This is a genomic window from Streptomyces sp. NPDC006450, assembly GCF_040612195.1.
Lineage (GTDB): Bacteria > Actinomycetota > Actinomycetes > Streptomycetales > Streptomycetaceae > Streptomyces.
Genome location: NZ_JBEXPT010000068.1, coordinates 12412 through 36321 on the forward strand (window position 1 = coordinate 12412; position 23910 = coordinate 36321).

The following is a 23910-nucleotide window of genomic DNA, read 5'->3' on the forward strand; positions in this document are numbered from 1 at the left end:
GGGGGTTGAGGGTGCGTGCCGCGCCGTGTCCTGGGTCTCCGTCCCGGACGCCGCTGCGACCTTTTCAGCCCCTCCGGCGTTCCAGGAGCGGGTCCGGGCAGAGCCCGGGGAACGGCGAAGGGCGGGGGGGACGGACCCGCAGGGCTGCGCGCCCCCGGCCGGGACTACGGCAGAGCGCGCCGCATCGACCGGTGCGCGATACCCGCGTCCTGGAACTCCGGCCCGTAGGCCACGTACCCCAGCCGCTCGTAGAACCCCATCGCATGCGTCTGCGCACCAAGATCGACCGCGGACAGCCCGAGCCGAGCCGCCTCCGCCTCGATCGCCCGCACCAGCGCGACCCCCACCCCGAGTCCGCGCGCGGACTTGCTGACGGCCAGCCGTCCCAGCGATCCGACCTCCGGGGATCCCGTCTTGCCCAGGGCCCGCGGCCCGTACAGCAGGCGGCCGGTGCCCAGTGCGCTCCCGTCCGGCCCCTCGGCCAGCACGTGCAGCGCGATCTCGTCGTACGCGTCGTACTCGATCGACTCCGGCACCGACTGCTCGACCACGAAGACCTCGGTCCGCACGGCGAAGCAGGCCTTCATGTCCGCCTCCGTGACGGCGACCCGTACGGCGACGCCGCCGGCACCGCCGCCGCCGGAGGTCACTCGCTCTCCTTGCGGATCACGTCCAGCGCGTTCTGCAGGTCCGCCGGGTAGGTGCTCGCGAACTCGACCCACTGCCCGTCCGACGGGTGCTCGAAGCCGAGCCGCACCGCGTGCAGCCACTGGCGGGTGAGCCCGAGGCGCTTCGCGACGGTCGGGTCGGCGCCGTAGGTCAGGTCGCCGACGCAGGGGTGCTTGTGGGCGGCCATGTGCACGCGGATCTGGTGCGTGCGCCCGGTCTCCAGCTTGATGTCCAGCAGCGAGGCGGCGCGGAAGGCCTCGATCAGGTCGTAGTGGGTGACGGAGGGCTTGCCCTCCTGGGTCACGGCCCACTTGTAGTCGGCGTTGGGGTGCCGGCCGATCGGCGCGTCGATCGTGCCGCTCATCGGGTCCGGGTGGCCCTGCACCAACGCGTGGTAGCGCTTGTCGACGATCCGCTCGCGGAACTGGTTCTTCAGCGAGGTGTACGCCCGCTCCGACTTCGCGACGGCCATCAGGCCGGAGGTTCCGACGTCGAGCCGGTGCACGATGCCCTGGCGCTCGGAGGCGCCGGAGGTGGAGATGCGGTAGCCGGCGGCGGCGAGGCCGCCGATGACGGTGGTGCCGGTCCAGCCGGGGCTGGGGTGGGCGGCGACGCCGACCGGCTTCATGATGACGACGATGTCGTCGTCGTCATGGACGATCTCCATGCCGGGGACGGGCTCGGCGACGAGCTCGACCTTCCGCGGCGGCTCGGGCATCTCGACTTCGAGCCAGGCGCCACCGTGCACACGCTCGGACTTCCCGACGACACTGCCGTCGACCAGCACCTTTCCCGCGGCCGCGAGTTCGGCCGCCTTCGTCCGGGAAAAACCGAACATACGGGCGATGGCGGCGTCGACGCGCTCGCCCTCGAGGCCATCGGGTACGGGCAGGGTGCGGATCTCGGGAATCGTACTCACCCGTCGAGTATGCAGGACTCGACGGAAGACCATTCCCGCGATCAGGCTGCGATCGGCCTGCGGCCCGCTCGCCGGATCAGTCCTTGTGGACGGTGCCGTCCGGGTCCAGACCCTTGAAGGAGAGCAGGACGATCAGGATCCCGCCGCACACGATCGCCGAGTCCGCGAGGTTGAAGACGGCGAAGTGGGCCGGTGCGATGAAGTCGACGACCGCCCCGCGGAAGACTCCCGGCGAGCGGAAGATCCGGTCGGTCAGATTGCCCAGCGCCCCGCCCAGCAGCAGGCCCAGCGCGATCGCCCAGGGGAGGCTGTACAGCTTCCGCGCCAGCCGCACGATCACCACGATGACGGTGGCGGCGATGCAGGTGAAGATGATCGTGAAGGCCTCGCCGAAGCCGAAGGCGGCGCCGGGGTTGCGGATCGCGTCGAACTTCAGCAGGTCGCCGATGACCTGGATCGGCGGCTGGTGCTCCAGCTTCGCGACGACCAGCATCTTGCTGCCCAGGTCGACGAGGTAGGCGAGAAGCGCCACGACGAGCAGCGCGACGATCCGCCGCCGCCCCTTGGGCGCGGCGGATTCGGGCTGGGTGCCCTCTTCCCCGACCTCCGGCGTACCGATGATGCGCTCCGCCTCTGCCACGTGAGTCCCTCGAACTAGCTCGAACCAGGTTGTTGGACGGCACCGCGCCGACCGACCCGCCAGGTCCATGGACCCTGACGAGACACGAGAGTACGTCAGGGCACCCTTCGGCCGCCGCCCCGGCCGGACCTCGACCGGAGCCCGCCGGGCCGGCCCGGGGCCCTCAGGTGCCCGCCAGGCACCGTCCCGGCCCCCGCTCAGCTCCTGCCGGGCCCCCGCTCAGTGCCGCCGCTCCTGCTTCTGCTTGCAGTCCACGCACAGCGTGGCCCGCGGGAAGGCCTGCATCCGCGCCTTGCCGATGGGCTGTCCGCAGTTCTCGCAGAGGCCGTACGTGCCCGCCTCCAGCCGTTCCAGCGCGCGCTCGGTCTGCTCCAGCATCGAATTGGCGTTCGCCGCGAGGGCGAGCTCGGACTCCCGGGTGATGTTCTTGGTCCCGGTATCGGCCTGGTCGTCTCCCGCGCCGTCGCCGGAGTCCCTCATCAGCCCGGAGATCGCCTCGTCGGAGGCCTGGAGCTCGGCGCGCAGCCGCAGCACCTCGCTCTCCAGCTCGGCCCGCGCCTCGGCGACCTCCTCGGGGGTCCAGGGGTCCTCGCCGGGCCGTACGGCGAGCTCGCCGGGCGCCAGGCCCGCCGTGGCCCGCGCCTTGGGCAGCCCGCTGGTAGCGGCCGTGGCCGTCTTCCTGGCCGTGCCGGTGCTCTTCTTGGCAACCACTTTCCGGGCTCCCGTCTCGTGCGCGGCCTGCGCCGCCCCCTCGGCCCCGGCCGTCTTGGCCGTGGCCTTCTTCGCGGCCGTCTTCTTCACGGCGGCCGCCTTCCCGTCAGGTGCCTTTCCGGCGGCCGTCTTCTTCCCGCCGGCGGCCTTCGTGACGGCCGCCGGCGGCCTGGTGCCGGCCGCCGCCTTCTTCGCGGTGCCCGCCTTCTTCCCGACGTCGGTCCCGTCCACCGGTCCGGCCCCCGGTTCCTGGGCCGCCACCTCCGTCACCGGCTCCTGCGCCGGCTTCTCCGCAGCCTTTCCGACAGCCTTCTTGGCAGTACTCCCGGCGGTCTTCTTCGCCACCATGGCCGCGGCCCCTTCACATACTGTGATCATTGCTCGCGAATCGTGCCGGAACGATAAATCGACTCCGGCCCCGCGGCAACGGGGCACGCGTCCATCGAGGTCAACCTGCATCCGTTGTGCCCAGCAGGGAGCCCGGTAATCCGCCCCACCCGCCCCACCGCACCCCGGAACGGCCCGTCGGGCCATTCGTGTCATTCCAGGCCCGGGTCCGGGCCCGGTCCGGGCCCCGGTCCACGCCCCGCCCGCACCCCGCGCCGCGCCCCGTAAACCGGTCTGCCGACCAGCCCCCCGGCCCGTACACTGGGCCCAGCGAGAAGCATGGATGGGGACGAGTAGCGTCGGACGCAGCCAGGAGCGACCCGGGGACGGTGAGAGCCCGGGGGCGAGCGCGATGCGAAGGATCACCCCGGAGCCGCCGGAAGAAAGCCCACCGGGATTCCCGTAGGGCGAGTAGAACCGGCTTCGCACCCCAATGAGGGGGCCGTCGGACCACAGGTCCGGAGGCCAAGGAGGGTGGTACCGCGGGAGCAGTCCCTGATCTTCAGGGCATGGCTCTCGTCCCTCCGGACGGAAGTGACACCCCGCCGGAGGAAGAGTTCAGCCTCATGACCACACCGCCGCAGTACCGCCCGGTACCCGCCCAGGTCGACCTGCCTGCCCTTGAGCACGCGGTCCTCGATTTCTGGCGCGAGAGCAAGACCTTCGCCAAGACCCTGGAGCAGTCCGAGGGACGCCCCGAGTGGGTCTTCTACGAGGGCCCGCCCACCGCGAACGGCATGCCCGGCGCGCACCACATCGAGGCCCGCGTCTTCAAGGACGTCTTCCCCCGCTTCCGCACCATGCGCGGCTACCACGTGGCCCGCAAGGCCGGCTGGGACTGCCACGGCCTGCCCGTCGAGCTCGCCGTCGAGAAGGAACTGGGCTTCAACGGCAAGAAGGACATCGAGGCGTACGGCATCGCCGAGTTCAACGCCAAGTGCCGCGAGTCGGTGACCCGCCACACCGACGCGTTCACCGAGCTCACGAACCGGATGGGCTACTGGGTCGACCTGGACGACGCCTACCGCACCATGGACCCCGAGTACGTCGAGTCGGTGTGGTGGTCGCTGAAGGAGATCTTCAACAAGGGCCTGCTCACCCAGGACCACCGCGTCGCCCCCTGGTGCCCCCGCTGCGGCACCGGCCTCTCGGACCACGAGCTGGCCCAGGGCTACGAGACGGTCGTCGACCCCTCGGTCTACGTCCGCTTCCCGCTGACCTCCGGCCCCCTCGCGGGCGAGGCGGCGCTCCTGGTCTGGACGACCACGCCCTGGACCCTGGTCTCCAACACCGCCGTGGCCGCGCACCCGGACGTCACGTACGTCGTCGCCACCAACGGCACCGAGAAGGTGGTCGTCGCCCAGCCGCTGGTGGAGAAGTCCCTCGGCGAGGGCTGGGAGGCCACCGGCGCGTCCTTCACGGGCAAGGAGATGGAGCGCTGGACGTACCAGCGCCCCTTCGACCTCGTCGAGTTCCCGGCCGAGGCCCACTACGTCGTGAACGCCGAGTACGTCACGACCGAGGACGGCACGGGTCTGGTCCACCAGTCCCCCGCCTTCGGCGCCGACGACCTCGCGGTGTGCCGTGCGTACGGCCTGCCCGTCGTGAACCCGGTGCGCCCCGACGGCACCTTCGAGGAGGACGTCCCGCTGGTCGGCGGGGTCTTCTTCAAGAAGGCCGACGAGAAGCTGACCGCCGACCTCGACGCGCGCGGCCTGCTCTTCAAGCACATCGCCTACGAGCACAGCTACCCGCACTGCTGGCGCTGCCACACCGCCCTGCTCTACTACGCGCAGCCGTCCTGGTACGTCCGCACCACCGCCGTCAAGGACGCGATGCTGCGGGAGAACGAGAAGACCAACTGGTTCCCGGACTCCGTCAAGCAGGGCCGCTTCGGCGACTGGCTCAACAACAACATCGACTGGGCGCTGTCCCGCAACCGCTACTGGGGCACCCCGCTGCCCATCTGGCGCTGCGAGGAGAACCACCTCACCTGCGTCGGCTCGCTCAAGGAGCTCGGCGAGCTGACGGGTACGGACCAGTCGGGCCTCGACCCGCACCGCCCCTACATCGACGAGGTCACCTTCCCCTGCACGGCCGAGGGCTGCACCCTCACCTCGGTGCGCGTGCCGGAGGTCATCGACGCCTGGTACGACTCGGGTTCGATGCCGTTCGCGCAGTGGGGCTACCCGCACAAGAACAAGGAGATCTTCGAGAAGCGCTACCCGGCGCAGTTCATCTCGGAGGCCATCGACCAGACCCGCGGGTGGTTCTACACCCTGATGGCGGTCGGCACCCTCGTCTTCGACAAGTCCTCCTACGAGAACGTGGTCTGCCTGGGCCACATCCTCGCCGAGGACGGCCGCAAGATGTCCAAGCACCTGGGCAACACCCTCGAACCGATCCAGCTGATGGACCAGCACGGGGCCGACGCCGTCCGCTGGTTCATGGCGGCCGGCGGCTCCCCGTGGGCGGCGCGCCGCGTCGGCCACGGCACGATCCAGGAGGTCGTGCGCAAGACGCTCCTCACGTACTGGAACACGGTCGCCTTCCAGGCCCTGTACGCCCGCACCTCGAACTGGGCACCGTCGGCCTCCGACCCGGCGCCGGCGGACCGCACGGTCCTGGACCGCTGGCTGCTCTCGGAGCTGCACGCCCTGACGACCGAGGTCACGGAGGCGATGGAGTCCTACGACACCCAGCGCGCCGGCAAGCTCCTCTCCTCCTTCGTGGACGACCTCTCCAACTGGTACGTCCGCCGCTCCCGCCGCCGCTTCTGGCAGGGCGACGCGGCCGCGCTGCGCACGCTGCACGAGGTCGTGGAGACGGTCACCCGCCTCCTCGCCCCCCTCACCCCCTTCATCACGGAGCGGGTGTGGCAGGACATGGTCGTCCCGGTCACCCCGGACGCCCCGGAGTCGGTGCACCTGACCACGTGGCCGGTCCCGGACGCCTCGGCGATCGACCCGGAGCTGTCCCGGCAGATGCAGCTGGTACGCCGCCTCGTGGAGCTGGGCCGCGCGACGCGGGCCGAGTCGGGCGTGAAGACCCGCCAGCCGCTGTCCCGCGCGCTGGTCGCCGTATCGGGCTTCGAGACCCTCTCCCCCGAGCTGCACTCCCAGATCACGGAGGAGCTGAACGTCTCCTCGCTGGCCTCCCTCTCGGAGGTCGGCGGCTCCCTGGTCGACACCACGGCCAAGGCGAACTTCCGTGCGCTCGGCAAGCGCTTCGGCAAGGGCGTGCAGGACGTGGCGAAGGCGGTGGCCGCGGCCGACGCGGCGGCGCTGTCCCTGGCCCTGCGCTCCGGCTCCGCCGAGATCGAGGTGGACGGCTCGCCCGTCACCCTCACCCCGGAGGAGGTCATCATCACGGAGACCCCGCGCGAGGGCTGGTCGGTGGCGTCCGACTCCGGTGCGACGGTGGCCCTGGACCTGGAGATCACCCCGGAGCTGCGGCTCGCGGGCCTGGCCCGTGACGCGATCCGGCTGATCCAGGAGGCCCGGAAGAACTCCGGCCTCGACGTGGCCGACCGGATCGCCCTGCGCTGGTCCACCTCGGACCCGGAGCTCGTGACGGCCCTGACGGACCACGCGTCCCTCATCGCGGACGAGGTCCTGGCGACGGACTACGCGTCCGGCGAAGCGGACGCCACGTACGGCGACCCCTTCACGGACGAGCCCCTCGGCCTGACCTTCCGCCTCCGCAAGGCGTAGCCCTTCGGCCCCGTGGCCCGGCCCCCTGACCAAGGGGTCCGGGCCACAGCTGTTTCCCGTCCCCTACCCGCCCTTCCACCGCTGCGCGGCATCGTCCAGCCTCGCCGGCGTGTGAGGCGCGGGGTCTGGGGCGGAGCCCAGGAGGGTCCGGGCGCAGCCCGGGGAACGGTGGAAGGGCGGGCAGGGGACGGCCCCCGCAGGGCGCGACCGCCCGGCTCGCGGGGGCCCCGTACCGCCCGGGTACGGAAAACGGGCCGGGCCCGGTGCCCCCGAGGGGGCACCGGGCCCGGCCCGAACCGTCTGCCGACGGCTACCGCTTAGTTGTCGTCCTCGTCGATCAGGAAGCCCCGCATGGGAGACGGCGCCTGCTGCATCGGCTGCGGACCGGCCGGCCGCACCGGAGCCATCGGCTGCGTCATCGCCGGGGACATCTGCTGCTGGCCGCCACCGTAGGAGGGGGCCATCGGGGACGGACCGCCCATCGGCGACGGGCCACCCATCGACGGACCACCCATGGAGTGCATCGCACCGGCCGGAGCCATCGACGGGGTCGGCGACGGCGGCAGCGCGGGACCGGCGGGGTTCCGCGGCGGAGCCAGCGAGTCGTCGGCCTGCGTCTCCAGCTGGCGCAGCTGCGATTCCAGGTAGGACTTCAGACGGGTGCGGTACTCGCGCTCGAAGCCCCGCAGGTCCTCGACCTTGCGCTCCAGCGTGGCGCGGGCGGACTCCAGGGAGCCCATCGCGACGCGGTGCTTCTCCTGCGCGTCCCGCTCCAGCGCGTCGGCCTTGGCGCGGGCGTCCCGCTCCAGGCCCTCGGCACGCGACCGGGCCTCGCCGACGATCTTGTTGGCCTCGGAGCGGGCCTCCGCGATCGCCTGGTCGGCGGTCTGCTGCGCGAGCGACAGGACGCGGGCGGCGCTGTCGCCACCGGGGCCCTGCTGCGGAAGCTGCTGCGGCTGCTGCTGGTGCATCTGCTGACCCATGGGCTGCATCTGCTGACCCATGGGCTGCATCTGCTGACCCATCGGCTGGCCCATCTGCTGGCCGAGCGGGTTCTGGCCACCCATGGACTGCTGCTGCATGGGGTTGCCCATCGGGCCGGGACCCTGCTGGCCCATGCCCTGCTGCATGCCCTGCTGACCCATCTGCTGCTGCCCACCCATGGTGTGCTGCTGCATGGGGCCGCCCATCGGGCCGGGACCCTGCTGACCGTGCCCGCCGGGGCCGGCCGGAAGCTGGGGCTGGCCACCCGGAAGCTGCGGCGGACCCATCTGGGGCTGCTGCTGCGGGGGGCCGGATATGGCCGCGGGCACGGGGGCGCCGGGGCCACGCTGGTCCTGGGGCTCGGGCTTGCGCATGCCCTGCTGCTGGTTCTGCGCGGCGGCACGCGTGGCGGCCGCCAGCTTGGCGCGCAGGTCCTCGTTCTCGCGCAGCAGGCGCGTCAGCTCGGACTCGACCTCGTCGAGGAAGGCGTCGACCTCGTCCTCGTCATAGCCCTCTCGCAGGCGGACGGTCGTGAACTGCTTGTTCCGCACGTCCTCGGGAGTCAGCGGCATGTCTTCTTCACCTCTACGTAGTCGTCGGCAGTCGGCAGGACCGTATCGGGACTGTCCCCGCGCCTGCGGGGGAGCTCATCGTTCACACGCTTCTCGCAGCGGTGCTCACGAAACTGATGAGGATGTAAACGATGATCATCAGAACGAAGAAGGACAGGTCGAGTGCCACGCCCCCGAGACGCAACGGCGGGATGAGCCGCCGAAGGAGCTTGAGCGGTGGATCGGTGACAGTGTAGGTGGCCTCCAGAACGACCACCATCGCCTTGCCGGGTGTCCATGAACGTGCGAACTGGAACACGTAGTCCATGACCAGTCGGAAGATCAGCACGATGAGGAAGCACATCAGCGCGATGTAAACCACTTGCAGTGCTACGCCCATCCCGCGCTTCCCTCTCCCCTGCTTCCGCCCTGTACCCGGTCCCGTATCTGACGGATCGGTCTAGCTTTGGTTGAAGAACCCGCCCTCCGCGATGCGGGCCTTGTCCTCCGCCGTGACATCGACGTTAGCAGGAGACAGCAGGAACACCTTCTGTGTCACGCGTTCAATGCTGCCGTGCAGCCCGAAGACGAGACCTGCGGCGAAGTCGACCAGACGCTTCGCGTCCGTGTCGTCCATCTCCGTGAGATTCATGATCACCGGAGTGCCCTCACGGAAGTGTTCCCCGATGGTACGGGCCTCGTTGTAGGTCCGGGGGTGCAGCGTCGTGATGCGGTACGGCTCCCGCTCGGAGACGACCTTCGGCATGATCACGGGGGCGTTCTTCTCCAGATTCGAGCGTTCGGGTGTGATGGACGCCACGGGGGCGATTCGCGCAGGACGTCCGCTTTCAACCGGCATTGGGATGGGTTCCCTTGGTGCCGGGGGCTGGGCGACTCGTACCGGTTCGTCCGATACGGGCGTTTGATGCGAAACTGGCTGCTGTCGCCGGTCCCGCTCGCGCGACCGCTCCGGCTCCGGCTCGGGTTCGAACTCGTCGTCGGGGTCGTACCCCGGGTTGTCGTACCGGTCGTCCTCCACGAGGCCGAGGTAGACCGCCATCTTGCGCATCGCGCCGGCCATTCTCTGAGTCCTCCGCTCTGTGGTGGATCGCCCTGTCGCAGGTGTATCGCCGTGTCACGAATGTCACCAACTGCCCGCGATCCACGTGGCCTGTCCGCTCATCGGCGGAAATGACCATATTTTCTGCTGTGGTCCGACTTTCTTCGCGACGTTACCCGAGCCGGGGTCTCGCGCCGAGTACCGCAGTGCCGACGCGTACATGTGTCGCACCGGCCGCAACGGCCTGTTCCAGGTCTGCGCTCATCCCGGCCGACACCATCGTGGCAGCCGGATGGTCCGCGCGCAGGCGGGATGACAATTCCACCAGCCGCTCGAAGGCCGCTTGTTCGCGTCCCGCGTAGCGCCCGGCCAGCGGAGCGACCGTCATGAGGCCGTCGATGCGCAGTCCGGGGGACGCCGCCACGAGGTCCGCCAACTCGGCGAGCTGCTCGGGCGCCGCGCCGCCGCGGGCCCCCCGTTCGCCCGACTCGGCGTCGAGGGCGATCTGCACCAGGCAGCCCAGTTCCCGTCCGGCACCTTGCGCGGCCGCCGAGAGGGCCGTGACGAGCTTGGGGCGGTCGACGGACTGCACGAGGTGCGCGTATCCCGCCACGGAACGGACTTTGTTCGTCTGCAACTGGCCGACGAAGTGCCAGGTGAGCGGCAGATCCGCACAGGCCTCGGCCTTCGGGGCCGCATCCTGGTCCCGGTTTTCCGCCACGTGACGGACACCCAGGTCCGCCAGCAGTCGTACGTCGCTCGCCGGGTAGGTCTTGGTGACCACGATGAGGGTCACCTCTTCCCGCTTGCGCCCGGCGGCCGCGCAGGCGGCCCCGATCCGCTCCTCCACCCGCGCGAGGTTCTCGGCAAGCTCGGCCTTACGATCCGTCATTCTTCAGTCCAACCAGACATATCCGGCAAGCCGCCCGGTCGTCCGGTCGCGGCGGTACGAGAAGTGGTCCCGCGACTCCAGTGTGCAGACCGGGGATCGGCCGAGGTCGGCCACCCCCGCCTCTGCGAGCTGCGCGTGCACTCCGGCGACCACGTCGACGGCCGGTGTCCCCCAGCTCGTCTCGGCGAACGCGGCCGGCACCACCTCGGCGACCGCCGCCCGCATCTCCGCGGGCACCTCGTAGCAGCGCCCGCACACCGCCGGTCCGGTACGGGCCACCATGCGCGCGGGGTCGGCTCCGAGCGAGACCATCGCCTCGACTGCGGCGCCCACGACCCCGGCGACCAGTCCGGGCCGCCCGGCGTGGGCGGCTCCCGCGATGCCCGCGACGGGATCGGCGAGCAGGACGGGCGTGCAGTCGGCGGTGAGGACCGCGAGGGGGAGTCCCCGACGGGCGGTCACCACCGCGTCCACCGCCGGACTGCGCTTGATCCCGTCGGCCTGGTCCGGGCCCCACGGGCCGTCGACCACCGCCACGTCCCGGCCGTGCACCTGGTTCATCCAGACCACCCGGTCCGGCGCGATGCCCAGCGCCTTCGCCGCGGCGGCCCGGTTCGCGCGAACGGCGGCCGGGTCGTCTCCGACCGCGCCGCCGAGATTGAGCTCCTCGTACGGAACGGCGCTCACCCCGCCCCACCGGTCGGTGAAGGCGAAGTGGGCGCCGCTCTCGCTGTACTGCTCCAGGGTCACTTCAAGAAGTCCGGGACGTCCAGTTCCTCGGCCGGGCTGTCCTGGTACGGCCGGGCCGTCGGGACCTGCGGGGCCGGAGCCTCGGCGACCGGGACCGGCTCGCTGCGGACCGGCTCCTCGCGCGGGGTGACCGAGCCGAGTCCGCCGAAGGCCGGGCGGGCCGGCTCGGCGGCACGGACCGGAGCCGGGGCCGGCTCCTCGCGCTTGGTGGAAGCCGCGCCGATGACGTTGTCGCGGCGGGCCGGGGGCTGCCCGCCGTCGAACCCGGCAGCGATGACGGTGACCCGTACCTCGTCGCCGAGCGCGTCGTCGATGACGGCTCCGAAGATGATGTTCGCCTCGGGGTGCGCGGCCTCGCTCACCAGCTGCGCGGCCTCGTTGATCTCGAAGAGACCGAGGTCCGAGCCACCGGAGATGGAGAGGAGGACGCCGCGCGCTCCGTCGATGGACGCCTCCAGCAGCGGCGAGGAGATCGCCATCTCGGCCGCGGCCACCGCGCGGTCGTCGCCGCGGGCCGAGCCGATGCCCATCAGGGCCGAGCCCGCCTCGGACATCACGGACTTGACGTCCGCGAAGTCGAGGTTGATCAGACCCGGGGTGGTGATGAGGTCGGTGATGCCCTGGACGCCGGACAGCAGGACCTGGTCGGCCGACTTGAAGGCGTCGAGCACGCTGACCTGGCGGTCCGAGATGGACAGCAGGCGGTCGTTGGGGATGACGATGAGGGTGTCGACCTGCTCGCGGAGCTGGGCGATGCCGTCCTCGGCCTGGTTCGCGCGACGCCGGCCCTCGAAGGTGAACGGCCGGGTGACCACACCGATCGTCAGGGCGCCCAGCGAACGCGCGATGTTGGCGACGACGGGTGCGCCGCCCGTTCCGGTGCCGCCGCCTTCACCGGCGGTGACGAAGACCATGTCGGCCCCCTTGAGGACCTCCTCGATCTCCTCGCGGTGGTCCTCTGCCGCCTTGCGGCCGACATCCGGGTTGGCGCCGGCGCCAAGACCCCGGGTCAGTTCCCGGCCGACGTCGAGCTTGACGTCGGCGTCGCTCATCAACAGCGCCTGGGCGTCTGTGTTGATGGCGATGAACTCGACGCCCTTGAGACCGACCTCGATCATTCGGTTGATGGCATTGACACCACCGCCGCCGACACCGATGACCTTGATGACTGCGAGGTAGTTCTGCGGTGCTGCCACGTCGAAGGCCTCTCGCCTCGAGTTACGTGTCGTTCGCCTCGCGGGCCTGCGGTGCGACGACTGATGCCGAAATTGGGACGGTCCGTACACGCCGACCCGAACCCTAACCCTGAAGTTTAGGGTTATGAGTGTGTCTGTTCCTTGGACTCTTCCGAACAGGACACTAAGTCGACAAGTAGCGCGTGTTCAACGAACACGCCGAACCTCCCGTTTTTCTTTTCACCCTATGTGATCACCCGTATCGGTGGCCAACCAGGGTGCGACGCTGTTCGACCGGACGTCAACTACCGGACACCGCCGGGGCGGTGGGGACGCTCACGTCGAATCGGTCAGCCTCGGGCGAGGCCTTCAGGAGCGCCGTCAGTGCGCGGACCTTCGCCGCGCCCTGTTCGCTGCTCCCCCAGACCACCGTCCGGCCGCCGGTCAGCTCCAGGAGCACCGAGTCGTAGGACCGGACCTTGACCTGCGCGGTCTCCTTGCGGATGGCTTCCGGGAGGTCGCCGGCGATGCCGACGGCCTCGTGCAGCAGCCGTTCCTCGTCGAATCGGCGGCCGCTCGGAGACTGCCGGGAGCTCAGTTCGAGGAGCGGAACGCCTGTCGGCGCTTGTCCGACCGTGTCGAATCGCACACCGGAAGCGTCCACTTCCACGAACTGCGCGTCCTTCCGGATGAGCAGAACGGGCTTGCGTTCCGTCACCTTCAACCCGATTCCGTGCGGCCAGGCCCGCACCACATCGACCGAATCGATACGGGGCAGGCGACCGCGGACCCGGGCTTCGATCTCGTCGGTGTCCACGGACACCAGGGGTGCTCCGAGGGGAACGGCCGCCGCCGCCAGCACCTGCTCCCGGGTCAGGACCTCGGTGCCGGCGGCGGTGACCTTCTCGATCCGGAGCCAGGAGGACCCGTAGAGGATCCAGGTGCAGCCGGCGGCCAGGAGCAGCGCGAGGACCACGCCGGCGACCACGAGGGGTCCCCGGCGCAGTCCTCCCGGGAGCTGCCCGCCGGGGCGCGGCCCCCGGGGTCCCCCGGGGGCGGACCCCTTGGGCGGCTTCGGCGACTTGGGAGGCTTCGGGGCCCCCGGCCGCCCGAGCGGGCCGGAGCCCTCCCCGGCGGCTCCCGGACCGCCACGCTGCGCGGTGCTCGCTCCGGCCACTCCTGTGCCTCCTGCGTCGGTGCTTCCCGCGTCAGCGGGCTCTGTTGGCTGCGATCGCCTCGTACACCATGCCGACGAGCAGCTCGTCGGCGTCCCGGCGGCCGAACTCGGCGGCGGCGCGGGACATCTCGTACAGGCGGTGCGGGTCGGCGAGGACCGGGAGGACCTGGCTGAGCACCCACTGGGGCGTCAGTTCCGCGTCGTCCACGAGCAGGCCGCCGCCGGCCTTGACCACCGGCTGGGCGTTGAGCCGCTGTTCGCCGTTGCCGATCGGCAGCGGTACGTAGGCGGCGGGCAGCCCGACGGCGGACAGTTCGGCGACGGTCATCGCGCCCGCGCGGCAGAGCATCATGTCGGCGGCGGCGTACGCGAGATCCATCCGGTCCACGTACGGTACCGGCACATAGGGCGGCATCCCGGGCATGTTGTCGACACGCGGCAGTTCGTTCTTCGGGCCGACCGCGTGCAGGATCTGGACCCCGGAGCGCTGGAGGGTCGGTGCGACCTGCTCGATCACCTCGTTGAGGCGGCGGGCGCCCTGCGAGCCGCCGGAGACCAGCAGCGTCGGCAGGTTGGGGTCCAGGCCGAAGGCGGCGCGCGCCTCCGGGCGGACCAGCGCCCGGTCGAGGGTGGAGATGGAGCGGCGCAGCGGGATGCCCACGTAGCGGGCTCCGCGCAGCTTGCTGTCGGGGGTGGAGACCGCGACGGCGTGCGCGTACCGGGAGCCGATCTTGTTGGCCAGTCCGGGCCGCGCATTGGCCTCGTGGACGATGATCGGCACTCCGAGGCGCTTGGCCGCGAGGTAGCCGGGCAGGGCCACGTAGCCGCCGAAGCCGACGACGCAGTCGGCCTTGGTGCGCAGGAGGATCTCCTCCGCGGCCTTGATGGTGCCGCGCAGCCGTCCTGGGACGGTGATCAGCTCGGGTGTGGGCCTGCGGGGCAACGGAACGGCCGGGATCAGTCCCAGCTCGTAGCCGCGCTCGGGCACCAGGCGGGTTTCGAGTCCGCGTTCCGTGCCGAGGGCGGTGATGCCCACGGAAGGGTCCTGCCTGCGCAGGGCGTCCGCGAGGGCGAGCGCCGGCTCGATGTGGCCGGCGGTCCCCCCACCGGCGAGTACGACATGCACGGAAAATCACCGCTCTCCGGACGGACGCTTCTTGACGCGCCGTCCCATCGACTTCCATCTCTGCCCGGTCCGCGGCCGGCCGTTCTTGGGCCTCCGCATCGCGAGCGCCGCCCGTGCCGCCGGCTCCTCACGCGCGAAGGCGATGAGCAGTCCGACCGCGAACATGGTCGGCAGCAAGGCTGACCCACCGTAGGAGAACAGCGGGAGCGGGACCCCGGCGATCGGCAGCAGACCGAGCACCGCACCGATGTTGATCACGGCTTGCGCCGTGATCCAGGTGGTCACGCCTCCCGCGGCAAACCGTACGAAGGGGTCCTCCGTGCGTCCGGCCACGCGGATACCCGCATAGCCTAGGGCCGCGAACAGGGCGAGCACCGACAGCGTCCCCGCCAGACCCAGTTCCTCGCCGGTGATGGCGAAGATGAAGTCGGTGTGGGCCTCTGGCAGTTGCCCCCATTTTTCCACACTGGCACCCAGCCCGGAACCGAACCATCCGCCCGATGCGAGGGCGTAGATTCCGTGGACGGCCTGCCAGCACAGCCCGTTCTCGGGCAGTTCGCTCACGCCGATGCACTGGAGCCGGTCCATGCGGTGGGGGCTGGTCTTGATGAGCAGGGCGACGAGCACGCCGACGAAGGCCAGGACCCCGGCGAACATCCGGGTCGGCGCCCCGGCCAGCCACAACAGGCCGAACAGGATGGCTCCGAGGATCATCGCGGTGCCCATGTCCCCGCCCAGCATGATGAGCCCGAGCAGCAGGAAGGTGACCGGGACCAGAGGAACCAGGAGGTGTTTCCACTGGCTCAGCAGGTCCTTCTCGCCCTTGCGCGCCAGCAGGTCGGCGCCCCAGAGGATGAGGGCCAGTTTGCCGAACTCACTGGGCTGGAGCATGAACGGACCGCCGAGGGAGATCCAGTTCTGGTTGCCGTTGATCGACACCCCTATCCCGGGCACCTGGACCAGAACCATCAGGAAGAGCGTGCCGGTGAGCACCGGATAGGACAGCGCCCGGTGGAGTTTGACGGGCATCCGGGAGGCGAGGAGCAGCAGTCCGGTGCCGATCGCGGCCGCCAGGAACTGCTTCTTGAAGAAGTACGCGTCGCCCAGGCCGAGCTGCAGCGCCTTGATCATGGAGGCCGAGTAGACCATCACCAGGCCGAGCACGGTGATGAGCAGCGAACTGCCGAAGATCAGGTAATACGCCGTGAGGGGTCGGTCCCAGGCCCGGCGCAACTGCCGTTGCGTGCGCCGCAGCCGGATCAGGGGTCCGCCGCTGGCGGGCCGCCCGGAACGCGCCGCGGGCCTCCCCCGGCCCGGCAGCCGGCCGGCCCTGGGCGCGCCGGTTCTGGCTCCCTTGGCGCCCTTGGCCTCCTTGGCGGTCCTGTCGGCGGACGGCCGCCGCCCCGGCAGCACTTGCTTGGCCGGCATCTGTGATCTTCCCCTCCAACTCGTACGAGGCGAGCAGCCGGTCGGCCGGAGGGAACCTGCCCCGGATCGAGCCGGGCCCTAGGGGTCGGTCCTAGGCCCGCTCGGCGGCCAGTTCACGCACCGCGTCGGCGAACGCGTCCCCACGCTTGCTGTAGTTCGCGAACATGTCCATCGAGGCACAGGCAGGTGCCAGCAGAACCGTGTCGCCGGGTTCCGCGAGCCGGGCCGCCTCCCGGACCGCCGCGAGCATCGCCCCAGTGTCGGTCCGTGCGAGGTCCACGACCGGGACCTCCGGGGCGTGTCGCGCCAGTGCCTCGGCGATCAGGGCCCGGTCGGCGCCGATCAGCACGACGCCCCGCAGCCGCTTCGCGGCCTTCTGGACGAGCTCGTCGAAGGTCGCGCCCTTGGCGAGGCCCCCGGCGATCCAGACGACCGGCTCGAAGGCCGCCAGGGAGGCTTCCGCGGCGTGGGTGTTGGTGGCCTTGGAGTCGTCGACATAAGCGACCCCGCCCACCTCGTCCACGTGGCTGACCCGGTGGGCGTCCGGCCGGAAGTCGCGCAGTCCGTCGCGGACGGCGCGCGGCTCCACGCCGAAGGCGCGGGCCAGGGCCGCCGCGGCGAGGGCGTTGGCGATGTTGTGCGGGGCCGGCGGGTTGACGTCCGCGACCTCGGCGAGTTCCTGGGCGTTCTTCTGCCGGTTCTCCACGAAGGCCCGGTCGACGAGGATGCCGTCGACGACGCCGAACATGGACGGGCCGGGGGCGCCGAGGGTGAAGCCGATGGCCCGGCAGCCCTCTTCCACGTCCGCTTCGACGACCAGGTCCTCGGTGGCCTTGTCGGCCGCGTTGTACACGCAGGCCACCGTGTTGCCCTCGTAGATCCGGCCCTTGTCGGCGGCGTACGCCTCCATCGAGCCGTGCCAGTCGAGGTGGTCCGGGGCCAGGTTCAGGACGGCCGCGGAGTGGGGGCGCACCGAGGGCGCCCAGTGCAGCTGGTAGCTGGAGAGCTCGACCGCGAGTACGTCGTACCGCTCCTCGCCGAGCACCACGTCGATGATCGGCGTGCCGATGTTGCCGACGGCCGCCGTCCGGAGCCCGGCCGCCTTCAGGATCGAGGCGAGCATCTGGGTGGTGGTGGTCTTGCCGTTGGTCCCGGTGATCGCCAGCCAGGGGGCGGCGTCCGGACCGCGCAGCAGCCAGGCGATCTCGACGTCGCCCACGACGTCCACGCCCGCCGCGGCCGCGGCCGTGAACAGCGGGCTGTCGGGCTTCCAGCCCGGCGAGGTGACCACCAGGTCCGTCCCCTCGGGCAGAACCTCGCCCGCCCGGGCGCCGCCGTCCAGGGTGCCGAGGCGGACCTCGATGCCCAGCTCCGCGAGCTCGGCGGCCCGCGCGCGGTGCGCATCTGCGTCGCCGTTGTCGACGACGGTCACGCGCGCACCCAGCCCGGCCAGGGCGCGGGCGGCGCTGATGCCGCTCACGCCGAGGCCGGCGACGGTGATGTTCTTGCCGTGCCAGGCGGTCACTTGTCGGCTGCCCATCCCGCGTAGAAGACTCCGAGGCCCACGATCACGCACATGCCCTGGATGATCCAGAACCGGACGACGACCAGGACTTCGGACCATCCCTTGAGTTCGAAGTGGTGCTGCAGCGGTGCCATCCGGAAGACGCGCTTGCCGGTCAGCTTGAAGGAGCCGACCTGGATGACGACCGACATGGTGATGAGGACGAAGAGGCCGCCGAGGAGCGCGATCAGGAACTCCGTGCGGGAGCAGATCGCGAGGCCGGCGAGCGCGCCGCCGAGGGCCAGCGAACCGGTGTCGCCCATGAAGATCTTGGCGGGTGAGGTGTTCCACCACAGGAAGCCGAAGCAGGCGCCCATCAGGGCGGCGGCGACGACGGCGAGGTCCAGTGGGTCGCGCACCTCGAAACAGGCGCCCGGGTTGGTCAGGGTCTGCGCGTTGGCACAGGACTCCTGGTACTGCCAGACGCCGATGAAGGTGTAGGCACCGAAGACCATCACGGCGGCGCCGGTGGCCAGGCCGTCGAGACCGTCGGTGAGGTTCACGCCGTTGGACATCGCCAGGATCATGAACAGCGCCCAGACCACGAACAGCACCGGGCCGATCGACCAGCCGAAGTCCGTGACGAACGACAGCTTGGTGGAGGCCGGGGCGAGTCCGCGCGCGTCCTTGAACTGCAGCGCGAGCACCGCGAAGGCGATGCCGACGATCAGCTGGCCGGCCATCTTGGCCTTGGCCCGCAGACCGAGCGAACGCTGCTTGACGATCTTGATGTAGTCGTCGAGGAAGCCGACCACGCCCATGCCCGCCATCAGGAAGAGGACGAGGAGGCCCGAGAAGGTCGGCTGGCTTCCGGTGATCACCTTGGTGAGGGCGTACGCGATCAGCGTGGCCAGGATGAAGGAGATGCCGCCCATGGTGGGCGTGCCCTTCTTCCCGGCGTGACCGCGCGGCCCGTCGTCCCGGATGAACTGGCCGTAGCCCTTGCGGGCCAGGCCCTTGATCAGCAGCGGGGTGCCGATGAGCGTGAGGAAGAGTCCGATGACTCCGGAGAACAGGATCTGCCTCATCGGCCGGCGACCTCACCGTCGAGCAGGGCCTGGGCCACTCGCTCCAGACCGGCTGACCTGGAAGCCTTCACCAGCACGACGTCTCCCGGGCGCAGTTCACTGCGCAACAGGTCGACCGCCGCCTGCGCGTCGGACACGAGCACCGACTCCTCACCCCACGAACCCTCGTTATATGCGCCCAGTTGCAGCCAGGAGGCTTCCCTGCCCCCGACCGCGACCAGCTTGCTCACGTTGAGCCGGACGACAAGTCGCCCGACCGCGTCGTGCTCGGCGAGAGCGTCGTCTCCGAGCTCGGCCATCGGGCCGAGCACCGCCCACGTGCGGCCCCCGTTCGCCTTGCCGGCACCGCCCATCGCGGCGAGTGCGCGCAGTGCGGCCCGCATGGACTCGGGGTTTGCGTTGTAGGCGTCGTTGACGATCGTCACGCCGTCCGCCCGCTCGGTGACCTCCATCCGCCACCGGGACAGGCTGCCCGCCCCGGAGAGCGCGGTGGCGATCTCCGGGGCGGACATGCCCAGCACGTGGGCGACGGCGGCCGCGGCGAGCGCGTTCGACACGTGGTGCTCACCGTACAGCCGCAAGGTCACGTCGCTGCACCCGGTCGGTGTTCGCAATGTGAAGGAAGCCTGTCCCCTGTCCGTCATCCGGACTTCGGTGGCCCTGATGTCGGCGTCCTCGGCCTCCCCGAACAGCACCGTACGGGCCTTCGTGCGCCCGGCCATGGCACGTACCAGCAGGTCATCGGCGTTGAGGACGGCGACGCCGCCCTCCGCCCCGGACGGCAGCGCCTCGACGAGCTCGCCCTTGGCCTGCGCGATCTGCTCGCGGCCGCCGAACTCGCCGATGTGCGCGGTGCCGACGTTGAGGACCACGCCGATGCGCGGGGGCGTCAGTCCGGCGAGGTAGGCGATGTGGCCGATGCCGCGGGCGCCCATCTCCAGGACCAGGTGCTGCGTGTCCTCGGTGACCCGCAGCGTCGTGATCGGCAGGCCGATCTCGTTGTTGAGGTTCCCGGGGGTCCACACGGTCGGCGCGTGGTGCTGCAGGACCTGGGCGATCAGGTCCTTGGTGGAGGTCTTGCCGGCGGAGCCGGTGAGGGCCACGACGTCGGTGCCCAGACGTTCGACGACGGCCCGGGCCAGCGCACCGAGGGCGGCCACCACGTCGGGGACGACGATGGCCGGGACGCCGACGGGCCGGAGCGCGAGGACGGCCACCGCTCCGGAGGCCAGGGCGCGTTCGGCGTAGTCGTGGCCGTCCACCCGCTCCCCGACGAAGGCGGCGAACAGGCTGCCGGCCTCGACCTCGCGGGAGTCGTAGACCACCGGACCGGTGACCATGACGGACGGATCCGGTATGTCGTGGGGCTGCCCGCCGGTGATGTCGGCGATCTCGGCGAGGGAAAGGGCGATCACTGGTGCACCTCGGCCTGTCGGGGACGCTGACGTGCTTGGGTCTCGATGGCCGCGCGCAGGACCGCACGGTCGTCGAAGGGGCGTACGACGCCGGCTGTGTCCTGGCCCTGCTCGTGGCCCTTGCCGGCCACCAGCACGGTGTCGCCCGGCTCGGCGCGCGCGACGGCGGCGGCGATGGCTGCCGCACGGTCGGCGTCGACGAGGACGGCGCCCCGCTCGGCGGGCGGTACGGACACGGCGCCGCGGAACATCGCGGCGAGGATCGCGAGGGGGTCCTCGGAGCGCGGGTTGTCGGAGGTCAGTACGGCGGTGTCGGCGAACCGGGCCGCCGCGGCGCCCATCGGGGCCCGCTTGGTGGTGTCGCGGTCGCCTCCGCAGCCGAGTACGACGTGCAGCTTGCCGGTGGTGACCTCGCGCAGGGCCCGCAGGACCGATTCGACGGCGTCCGTCTTGTGCGCGTAGTCCACGACGGCCAGGTACGGCTGTCCGGCGTCCACCCGCTCCAGCCTGCCGGGCACCCCGGGGACCGCGGCGACGCCGTCGGCGGCGGTCTGCGGGTCGAGGCCGGCGGTGGCGAGCGTGACGACGGCGGCGACGGTGTTGGCCACGTTGAACGGGCCGGGCAGCGGCGCCGTGGCCCGCACCCGCTCCCCCGCGGGACCCACCAGCGTCAGGGTCGAGTCCATGTGGCGCGAGACCACGTCCTCGGCCCGCCAGTCGGCGGCCGGGTCGCCCGCGGCGGAGAAGGTGACGACCGGGATCGGCGACTCCTTGGCGAGGCGGCGGCCGTACTCGTCGTCGATGTTGACCACGCCGAGGCGGGCGCGGCGCTCGGTGAAGAGCTGCGCCTTGGCCTGGAAGTAGTCCTCCATGTCGGAGTGGAACTCCATGTGCTCCGGGCTCAGGTTGTTGAAGACCGCCACGTCGAAGACGCAGCCGTCGACCCGGCCGAGCACCAGCGCGTGGCTGGAGACCTCCATGGCGACCGCCTCGACGCCGCGTTCGCGCATGACCGCGAAGAGCGCCTGGAGGTCGGTGGCCTCGGGGGTGGTGCGCTCGGACTTGATGCGCTCGTCGCCGACGCGCATCTCGACGGTGCCGATGAGCCCCGTCGTGCGTCCGCCGCCGCGCAGTCCGCCCTCGACGAGGTACGCCGTGGTGGTCTTGCCGGAGGTGCCGGTGATGCCGATCTGGAGCAGGGCCTCGCCCGGCCGTCCGTAGACCGCGGCGGCCAGTTCTCCCATCCGGCCGCGCGGATCGGCGACGGCGAGGACCGGGAGGCCGGTGGCCGCGGCGCGCTCGGCGCCGGCCGGATCGGTCAGCACGGCGGCGGCGCCGAGGGAGGCCGCCTGCGCGGCGAAGTCCGCGCCGTGCAGCTTGGCACCCGGCAGGGCCGCGTACAGGTCTCCGGGGCGCACGGCACGGGAATCGTGCGTGATGCCGGTGATCCGCGTCTGCGCGCCGGGGACTTCCACGGCCAGCAGCTCCGCCAGCTCGCCGAGGGGGGTCGGGCGCACGGACAGGGGGCGTGGCGCTCCCGGCGGCGCTGCCGGTGCGTCGTTCTGGGTGGTTCTGGGCTGATCAGCGTGGGGCACGGCGGTGAGCGTACCGGGCCCGGCGGGCCGCTCGCGAAGCGAGGGCCCGGCCTCGGGGGCGGTGGACGCGTGGTTCCCGGATTCGGGGGTGATCGTTGTCACTGATGGTGCCTCACGCTTTTCTGGGGCGGGCCGGCCGGGGCGGGGTCACTGACCCGGCTGCGGGTTCGGCTGGGAGCCGGGCCGCGCGCCGGGTTCGTAGGTGACCGGGAGTCCGGCGGGGGCGGTTCCGGTGGGAGCGACCTGGAGGGTCTTGAGGGCGAACTCCATGACCTTCTTGTAGATGGGCCCGCAGATCTGGCCACCGAAGTAGCTGCCCTTGGTGGGGTTCTGGATGGCGCAGTACACGGTGATGCGGGGGTTGTCCGCAGGTGCGAATCCTGCGAAGGAGGCGGTGTAGCCCTTGTAGCGGCCGGTGGCCGGATCCACCCGGTTGGAGGTGCCGGTCTTGCCGCCGACCCGGTAGCCGGGGATCCGGGCCTTGGTGCCGGTGCCCTCCTGGTCGTCGACCACCGACTCCAGCATTTCCGCGAGGGTCTTGGCGGTCTCCTTGCTGACCACCTGGTTCTTCGCGGGCGCCGGGGCCGGGGTGAAGCGGCCGTCGGGGCCCCTGGTGCCGCGGACCAGGGTCGGGGCGATGCGGACCCCGCCGTTGGCGATCGTCGAGTACACGGAGGCCGCCTGCATGGCGTTGAGGGACAGGCCCTGGCCGAAGGGGATCGTGTACTGCTGGGAAGTGGACCACTTCTCGGGCGGGGCGAGGATGCCACGCGACTCGCCGGGGTAGTTCAGGCCGGTGGGCCGGCCGATGCCGAACTTGTCCAGGTACGAGAACAGGACCTTGTTGGCCTCGGGCTGCGTCGGGCCGAGCTGGCCGGTGGCCAGGATGGTGCCGATGTTGGAGGACTTGGCCAGGACGCCGTTGAGGGTCAGGTACCAGGTCGGGTGGTCGATGTCGTCCTTGAAGAGCCGGTCGCCGCGGTGCAGCCGGTTGGGGACCTCGACGTGGGTGTCGGGCTCGGCCTTCTTCTCCTCCAGGACGGCCGCCATGGACATCACCTTGGCGGTGGAGCCGGGCTCGTACACGTCCTGGAGCGCCGCGTTGCCCATGGCGGCGGAGCTGGCCTTGGACAGGTCGTTGGGGTCGAAGCCGGGGGCGTTGGCCATGGCGAGGACCTCGCCGGTGCGGGTGTCCTGGACGATGACGTACCCGCGGTCGGCCTCCGACTTGGCGACCTGCTCGGTGATGGCGCTCTGCGCGGCCCACTGGATGTCGCGGTCGATGGTCAGCTCGATGTCCTCGCCGGGCACGGCGGGCTTCTCGCTGGACCCGGCGGTCGGCACGCGGCGGCCGCCCGACTGGGCGTACGTGAGCTCGCCGTCCTTTCCGGACAGCTTCTTGTCGAGGGAGGACTCCAGGCCGCCGCCGCCCTTGCCCTCGGCGTTGACGTAACCCAGTATCCCGGCGGCGAGATCGCCGTTCGGGTACACGCGCTTGCTGCTGTTCTCGTTGAACACGCCGGCCAGGACGTTGGCGCCGGGGCCGTTGTTCTTCTTGTCGGCGGACGCCTTCTCGGCGAAGACCTTCTTGAGGTCCTTGATCTGGTTCCAGACCTGGGGGGTCTGGCGGCGGGCGAGGACGACGTAGCGGGTGTTCTTCGTCTTCAGCCGCTGGGTGAGCTCCTTGGCGTCCTTGCCGAGGATCGGTGCGAGCAGGGCGGCGGCCTGTTCGGGGGCGTCGGGGGCCTTGCTCTCCTGCACGGTGAACATGTGCGGGTCGGCGGTGATGTCGTACGCGTCCACGCTGATGGCGAGCGCCACGCCCTTGCGGTCGGTGATCTCCCCGCGCTCGGCGGCCAGGGTGTAGCTGGCGAACCGGTTCTCGGAGGCCTTGGCGGAGTAGGCGGACGCGTCGACCGCCTGCACCTGCAGCAGCCGTACGACGAACGCCAGCATCACCAGCGTCAGCCCGACGCTGACCAGCCGCAGGCGGGGCTTGGGGGCGCCGAGCCGGATCGTGTGCGGCTTCCTCGCGGGGGCGGGGCGGCGGGTGGCGGGCCTGGACCCGCCCGGCCGGGCCGTGGCCCGCGCCCGATCGCCGGAGGGCCGGGGCCGCCCGGGGCCGG

Annotated in this window: 19 protein-coding genes; 1 reads left to right on the plus strand and 18 read right to left on the minus strand. The window is 71.1% G+C overall.

Annotated features, from left to right (window positions below; all coding sequences use genetic code 11):
• Positions 1-164: 164 nt before the first annotated feature.
• The 4 genes from ABZY57_RS20450 to ABZY57_RS20465 all read right to left on the minus strand — a co-directional run bounded on the left by ABZY57_RS20450 (position 165) and on the right by ABZY57_RS20465 (position 3287).
• The gene (locus tag ABZY57_RS20450) at positions 165-587 is read right to left on the minus strand and encodes a GNAT family N-acetyltransferase (RefSeq protein ID WP_356513874.1); all 423 of its coding nucleotides are present in this window, start codon (positions 585-587) and stop codon (positions 165-167) included.
• A gap of 59 nt (positions 588-646) precedes the next feature.
• Positions 647-1588, minus strand: a complete 942-nt coding sequence (locus tag ABZY57_RS20455) for an RluA family pseudouridine synthase (protein ID WP_356513847.1) — start codon at positions 1586-1588, stop codon at positions 647-649.
• Positions 1589-1664: 76 nt separating this feature from the next.
• Positions 1665-2228, minus strand: coding sequence for a signal peptidase II (lspA, locus tag ABZY57_RS20460; protein WP_356513849.1), 564 nt, complete (start codon positions 2226-2228; stop codon positions 1665-1667).
• A 219-nt stretch (positions 2229-2447) separates the two neighbouring features.
• Positions 2448-3287, minus strand: a complete 840-nt coding sequence (locus ABZY57_RS20465) for a TraR/DksA family transcriptional regulator (RefSeq protein ID WP_356513851.1) — start codon at positions 3285-3287, stop codon at positions 2448-2450.
• A gap of 605 nt (positions 3288-3892) precedes the next feature.
• Between ABZY57_RS20465 and ileS the strand changes: the two genes are divergently transcribed.
• Positions 3893-7039 (plus strand): isoleucine--tRNA ligase, encoded by a 3147-nt coding sequence (gene ileS / locus ABZY57_RS20470; RefSeq protein ID WP_356513876.1) that lies wholly within the window; start codon positions 3893-3895, stop codon positions 7037-7039.
• 317 nt (positions 7040-7356) lie between these two features.
• Here ileS and ABZY57_RS20475 read toward each other — a convergent pair whose 3' ends face one another.
• The 14 genes from ABZY57_RS20475 to ABZY57_RS20540 form a co-directional block, all read right to left on the minus strand.
• A complete protein-coding gene (locus ABZY57_RS20475; RefSeq protein ID WP_356513853.1) occupies positions 7357-8595 on the minus strand; it encodes a DivIVA domain-containing protein in 1239 nt (412 codons plus the stop codon).
• Positions 8596-8677: 82 nt separating this feature from the next.
• Positions 8678-8974, minus strand: a complete 297-nt coding sequence (locus tag ABZY57_RS20480; RefSeq protein WP_112450285.1) for a YggT family protein — start codon at positions 8972-8974, stop codon at positions 8678-8680.
• Positions 8975-9034: 60 nt separating this feature from the next.
• Entirely contained in the window at positions 9035-9655 is a 621-nt protein-coding gene (gene sepF / locus ABZY57_RS20485; RefSeq protein WP_356513855.1) for a cell division protein SepF, read from the minus strand.
• A gap of 151 nt (positions 9656-9806) precedes the next feature.
• On the minus strand, positions 9807-10526 hold the full coding sequence (locus ABZY57_RS20490; protein WP_356513856.1) for a YggS family pyridoxal phosphate-dependent enzyme: 720 nt from the start codon (positions 10524-10526) through the stop codon (positions 9807-9809).
• A 3-nt stretch (positions 10527-10529) separates the two neighbouring features.
• Positions 10530-11276 (minus strand): peptidoglycan editing factor PgeF, encoded by a 747-nt coding sequence (pgeF, locus tag ABZY57_RS20495; protein WP_356513858.1) that lies wholly within the window; start codon positions 11274-11276, stop codon positions 10530-10532.
• Positions 11273-12472 carry a cell division protein FtsZ gene (ftsZ, locus tag ABZY57_RS20500; RefSeq protein ID WP_243330151.1) on the minus strand — a complete coding sequence of 400 codons (1200 nt, stop codon included), beginning with the start codon at positions 12470-12472 and terminating at the stop codon, positions 11273-11275. Before ftsZ ends, pgeF begins: the two co-directional genes overlap by 4 nt.
• A 280-nt stretch (positions 12473-12752) precedes the next feature.
• Positions 12753-13628, minus strand: a complete 876-nt coding sequence (locus tag ABZY57_RS20505; RefSeq protein WP_356513860.1) for an FtsQ-type POTRA domain-containing protein — start codon at positions 13626-13628, stop codon at positions 12753-12755.
• Positions 13629-13659: 31 nt separating this feature from the next.
• Positions 13660-14754 carry an undecaprenyldiphospho-muramoylpentapeptide beta-N-acetylglucosaminyltransferase gene (gene murG, locus ABZY57_RS20510; protein WP_356513862.1) on the minus strand — a complete coding sequence of 365 codons (1095 nt, stop codon included), beginning with the start codon at positions 14752-14754 and terminating at the stop codon, positions 13660-13662.
• A gap of 6 nt (positions 14755-14760) precedes the next feature.
• Complete coding sequence (gene ftsW, locus ABZY57_RS20515; protein ID WP_356513864.1) at positions 14761-16182, minus strand: putative lipid II flippase FtsW; 1422 nt, start codon at positions 16180-16182, stop codon at positions 14761-14763.
• A gap of 91 nt (positions 16183-16273) precedes the next feature.
• Positions 16274-17722, minus strand: a complete 1449-nt coding sequence (murD, locus tag ABZY57_RS20520; RefSeq protein WP_356513866.1) for a UDP-N-acetylmuramoyl-L-alanine--D-glutamate ligase — start codon at positions 17720-17722, stop codon at positions 16274-16276.
• Entirely contained in the window at positions 17704-18774 is a 1071-nt protein-coding gene (mraY, locus tag ABZY57_RS20525) for a phospho-N-acetylmuramoyl-pentapeptide-transferase (RefSeq protein WP_356513868.1), read from the minus strand. The genes murD and mraY overlap by 19 nt, the downstream gene beginning before the upstream one ends.
• Positions 18771-20189, minus strand: coding sequence for a UDP-N-acetylmuramoyl-tripeptide--D-alanyl-D-alanine ligase (murF, locus tag ABZY57_RS20530; RefSeq protein ID WP_356513870.1), 1419 nt, complete (start codon positions 20187-20189; stop codon positions 18771-18773). The genes mraY and murF overlap by 4 nt, the downstream gene beginning before the upstream one ends.
• A complete protein-coding gene (locus ABZY57_RS20535; RefSeq protein WP_356513871.1) occupies positions 20186-21886 on the minus strand; it encodes a UDP-N-acetylmuramoyl-L-alanyl-D-glutamate--2,6-diaminopimelate ligase in 1701 nt (566 codons plus the stop codon). Before ABZY57_RS20535 ends, murF begins: the two co-directional genes overlap by 4 nt.
• 45 nt (positions 21887-21931) lie before the next feature.
• The coding region (locus ABZY57_RS20540; RefSeq protein WP_356513872.1) for a penicillin-binding protein 2 at positions 21932-23910 on the minus strand (1979 nt) is incomplete at its 5' end.

Bases quoted from the DNA above. Each gene is read 5' to 3' on its own strand.
- ABZY57_RS20450 (WP_356513874.1), bottom strand. From the start codon at position 587: ATGAAGGCCTGCTTCGCCGTGCGGACCGAGGTCTTCGTGGTCGAGCAG.
- ABZY57_RS20465 (WP_356513851.1), bottom strand. From the start codon at position 3,287: ATGGTGGCGAAGAAGACCGCCGGGAGTACTGCCAAGAAGGCTGTCGGA.
- ileS (WP_356513876.1), top strand. From the start codon at position 3,893: ATGACCACACCGCCGCAGTACCGCCCGGTACCCGCCCAGGTCGACCTG.
- ABZY57_RS20475 (WP_356513853.1), bottom strand. From the start codon at position 8,595: ATGCCGCTGACTCCCGAGGACGTGCGGAACAAGCAGTTCACGACCGTC.
- ABZY57_RS20480 (WP_112450285.1), bottom strand. From the start codon at position 8,974: ATGGGCGTAGCACTGCAAGTGGTTTACATCGCGCTGATGTGCTTCCTC.
- sepF (WP_356513855.1), bottom strand. From the start codon at position 9,655: ATGGCCGGCGCGATGCGCAAGATGGCGGTCTACCTCGGCCTCGTGGAG.
- ABZY57_RS20490 (WP_356513856.1), bottom strand. From the start codon at position 10,526: ATGACGGATCGTAAGGCCGAGCTTGCCGAGAACCTCGCGCGGGTGGAG.
- ftsW (WP_356513864.1), bottom strand. From the start codon at position 16,182: ATGCCGGCCAAGCAAGTGCTGCCGGGGCGGCGGCCGTCCGCCGACAGG.
- murD (WP_356513866.1), bottom strand. From the start codon at position 17,722: ATGGGCAGCCGACAAGTGACCGCCTGGCACGGCAAGAACATCACCGTC.
- mraY (WP_356513868.1), bottom strand. From the start codon at position 18,774: ATGAGGCAGATCCTGTTCTCCGGAGTCATCGGACTCTTCCTCACGCTC.